The sequence below is a fragment of the Rhodococcus sp. P3_B8 genome, from assembly GCF_056402775.1.
Genome location: NZ_JBFUGT010000469.1, coordinates 1 through 3,667 on the forward strand (window position 1 = coordinate 1; position 3,667 = coordinate 3,667).

The following is a 3,667-nucleotide window of genomic DNA, read 5'->3' on the forward strand; positions in this document are numbered from 1 at the left end:
GCCGATGCGGATCTGAGCGTCAAGATCGGTTTCAAGCCAGGTCGCGAATCTTGCACAACGCTGTGGCCAATCCGACGGCGATTAGTTTTGCAGTGGTTTGGCGCGCCATTTCAATGCCTTTGTCCCTCTTATGCGCCCACTCCACGTCCAGTAGGCAATGCCCGCCTCGGCCGAAATGCTCTACTCCACTGTATGCACAAAGAATGACAAATCGGGCGACCCAATCCATCGCCATACCGACAACCGCGCTCGGCGATGTCGATACCGGGATGTGGATCGGTTGCGTCGCTGGTACCTGCTATTGGCGATAGATCTCCACATGGGCGTTGGTGATCACGCCGACATTCAACGAGGGGGCACCCCAATTCGTGCCGCAAGCCCCGGTGGCCTGACCTGTCGGCACAAATGAGCGAGTGGACTGGCTGAAGGGCCCTACCGCATAGAACGGAAAGGCGTTGGGAATGCCGTGAAGGCCCCAACAGTCGACGATCAGCGCGTACTCCCTACCAGCGGGCGCACCGGTGTCATGGCAGGTTGCCGTCGCACTGAAGGCATCCCGCTGGATGACGCAAGCTTGGGGGTCCGCATGGGCGGTGCCGGAGCCGATGATCGCTGCGACGGCAAGCCCCGATACGACGGCGGCCGTGACGCGTGCTGCAGCGATGATTGTTCTCTTCATGGAGATCCTTTCAGTAGCAATATGTCTGGCGCCGGGCGACCCCGGTGGCCCGTCCGATGACCGACAGCCCGCTCATCGTGCAAGGTGATCAACGTTGCTGTTCTTGTACGAATCCACTGGGCCCGGACGAGGGTCGACGCGAAGAGTGACTACGGATATGCCACGGATGTTGTCCGGCGTCGAGTGGCCGGATTCGGAAGGTCTAGGGCCGAGGAGCGAGCAGGCGTCGTCGACCATCGACCTCACTGCCGACTACACCCGGCCCCGTTCAGAAAACTTTCAGCATCCCAGGCGACCAAATCGGGGACGATTCCAGACGAACCCATCGTTCTCGCTCCTTGTGGTCGTTATCTAGCCTTGGCACCTTGATCGTCCGGACCGACTGGTCTGTTACGTTTTCGAATCCCTCAGCCGAGCACGGGCGCGGAGCGCACACGTCGGCGAGCAAGCCGTAGGACCGGTGTGATTGTGACGACCTGGACCGCGGTGTTCAGTCCCGGTTGCCGATCCATGACCGGACATCGTCGGGAGCGGGTCATCGCAGAGGGCGCTGGCCGCTCCCGATTCGTTGCTTCCGCACAACTGAACTCATTCTCCGAAATCCCTGCCAACCCCGGCACCGTGTAGGTGCACTATTGCGGTGCGGGCGGATGCCTACTGCCCTCAGTAGTCTGCGAGTTCGATGACGAGTGGAATGCCGGTGTCGAACCAATAGCGGTGCAGATCCTTGATCTTGGCCCGGGAGGGTCGCCCGCGAAGATGCAGCCGGCACTCGCCGAAGTCGATGAGGTGAACCGTCTCGCAGATCGCGTCTCTTGCCTGCTGCAGTTCGGTCGGGTCGCTGATCTCCCGCGCGACGCCATCAAATGTTCGGCGTCGCAGTCGCAGGTGAACCTTCGGGTTGCCGCGGATGTTCCACACCCAGGATGAAACGGCCAGAGGTCGCTCGATAGCCAGGGTGGGTGGGCGAAGCATCACCACGTACACCTTGTCTTGGCGCCGGATGGCGCGAACGTAGTTGCGGCGCTGCTTGCCGCTCTTGCGCCCAGTGGTGGTGAGGACTCCGTGCCCGGGTGGTGTCGAGACAGCGAAGACCGTCAGCATGATCTTGCTGAGGATGCGTCCGCCCCTGGCCGATTGCAGCAGCTGCCTGTGCTTCGGTGCTTGGCTTGTGGCCGCGTCCCGGATGGCGGCGGCACAGACGGTCACCGCCTTACCACCCGATGCGGAACCGTTAATTGGGGCTTCTGCCATCTTGAGCCTTCTCGTGTCTCCGCGCTGTCACTTCTGACCAGCATCGCAGATCGTCCTTGCCGCTCGCAGCTAATACGTGCGCGAGCCGGACGACGCACGGACTGGTACGTCTGAGGACGTTCGTGCTCATCGCGAACCGGTCAACGATGCAGTTACCGTTCCGCCGCTCGCCCACACCCTTTGGCTCCACCACTGAATCGAGGATTTCCCCCGTCCACCGCAGCCGCAGATGTGATTCAGCCCGCCTGTTTCAGGTCGCTGTAATAAGTGTGCGCCTTGGCAGCGAGCAACCACAGCGGGTCTTCGGTGCCCTCGCGGGCATAGCCCTTGTCCCGGCCGTCTTCGAGGTACTGAGTCCGCACCCAATCCTCCATCGCCTCCGGCGACTGGTCCGGTAGTCGATAGATGACTGCGAGTGCGCCTTTGAGCTGGTCGTCATCGATGGTCATCGCTTGACGCTGTTTGCGGAGCCACAACGCCTCCTTGCTTTCACCAGCGCGATGCAGTGACACGAGTCGGAACGCCATCTCGAGGACAAATGGTTGGTTCTGATTCATGGTTGCCCCTCCAGCGAAGAAATCGGCCTGCCCGTGGCTAAACCTGACATTCATCGTAAAACTGGTTAGCGATTCTCACTTCCACTTCGAGCAGGAGTGGGCAAACGTTCGATCCGACAAGCTCGGCGCATGTGAAGATTCGTTCATGCGTACCGAGGATCACGACGAGCCCGCAGGTCACAGTCGACCGACGGCTGACGATGGGCCGTTCACGTTGACGGTCGATGGCGAGGTTTTCATTGTGAGACTACGTCCAGAGGAACCAGGCGCCTGCGACTACGACTGGGAATCCGGACCGAACAAAGGGTACGGATTCTCCAGCTTTCAACGCGTGGCCTATTCCGGCATTCAAGACCGAGCGAACACTCCGTCGTCCGCGCTCCAGCCGAACACGATTGACGAGCATCGCGAATCGATCCGCGACTTCCTCGGCCAGATCAATCCCGAGACCGGTTACATCGGCCTCTAAGACTCCGCGCACCGAGGCACGCATCCCGCCCCCGCCCGCCGATCCGCCACCGCTCCGACAAGCGACGCGTCCGGACCGCTGACCGACCGTGGCCGCTGGTCGGTGCGGGGCTGTGCGGCGATCCGATCATCTGGCCCGACCCCAGCCCCGGCTCGCCGACTGGTGGGACCGAGTACTCGGCCGGCCCGCGACCAGGACCCGCGGACCTGCTCGCATGTGTGGAATCCGTGCGGTCCTATGTCGGCTCGGCGGAAAGTACGGTCATCGCGGGCGCAGTGTGTTCTGCTGAGACCACACAGAAGCCGGGAGGTGCGGTGTGCGAGCTGGGTTCGGTGGTCTGGCGCCGATGAGCCCAACCGAGGCGATGTTCGTGCTCTTCGAGTCGCCGTCGCACCCGATGCACGTGGCCACCCTGACCCTGTTCGATCCCCCGGACGGCACAGCACCCGATGCCCACGCCTCCGACATGGTCGAGCGCCTGCGCGCCCACACCGAGGCCGGCGAATTGTTCCGCAAACGCCCTGTCCGCCGACTGCACGGGTATCCGTGGTGGCGGCTCGAGAAGCACGTCGATCTCGGATATCACGTGCGGCATACCGCCGTTCCCGGCGACGGCACCATGGCCGAATTGCTGTCGCTGGTCTCGCAGATGCACTCGATGCCGCTCGATCCGCAGCACCCGATGTGGGAGATGCACGTCATCGAGGG

General features: G+C 62.4%; 5 protein-coding genes. 2 read left to right on the plus strand and 3 right to left on the minus strand.

The annotated features are described in order from the left end of the window. Window positions 1-298: 298 nt before the first annotated feature. The 3 genes from AC1D1G_RS43010 to AC1D1G_RS43020 form a co-directional block, all read right to left on the minus strand. Complete coding sequence (locus AC1D1G_RS43010; RefSeq protein WP_477956686.1) at window positions 299-679, minus strand: hypothetical protein; 381 nt, start codon at window positions 677-679, stop codon at window positions 299-301. Between the two features lie 663 nt (window positions 680-1,342). Continuing rightward, entirely contained in the window at window positions 1,343-1,933 is a 591-nt protein-coding gene (locus AC1D1G_RS43015) for a nitroreductase family deazaflavin-dependent oxidoreductase (protein ID WP_477956687.1), read from the minus strand. A 236-nt stretch (window positions 1,934-2,169) separates the two neighbouring features. Beyond that, window positions 2,170-2,490, minus strand: a complete 321-nt coding sequence (locus tag AC1D1G_RS43020; protein WP_477956688.1) for a hypothetical protein — start codon at window positions 2,488-2,490, stop codon at window positions 2,170-2,172. Between AC1D1G_RS43020 and AC1D1G_RS43025 the strand changes: the two genes are divergently transcribed. Both AC1D1G_RS43025 and AC1D1G_RS43030 read left to right on the plus strand, forming a co-directional pair. Further along, a complete protein-coding gene (locus AC1D1G_RS43025; RefSeq protein ID WP_477956689.1) occupies window positions 2,489-2,959 on the plus strand; it encodes a hypothetical protein in 471 nt (156 codons plus the stop codon). The two genes, AC1D1G_RS43020 and AC1D1G_RS43025, sit on opposite strands and share 2 nt — an antisense overlap. Window positions 2,960-3,305: 346 nt before the next feature. Then, window positions 3,306-3,667 (plus strand): wax ester/triacylglycerol synthase domain-containing protein (locus AC1D1G_RS43030; protein WP_477956690.1); only part of this gene is annotated, 362 nt, incomplete at its 3' end.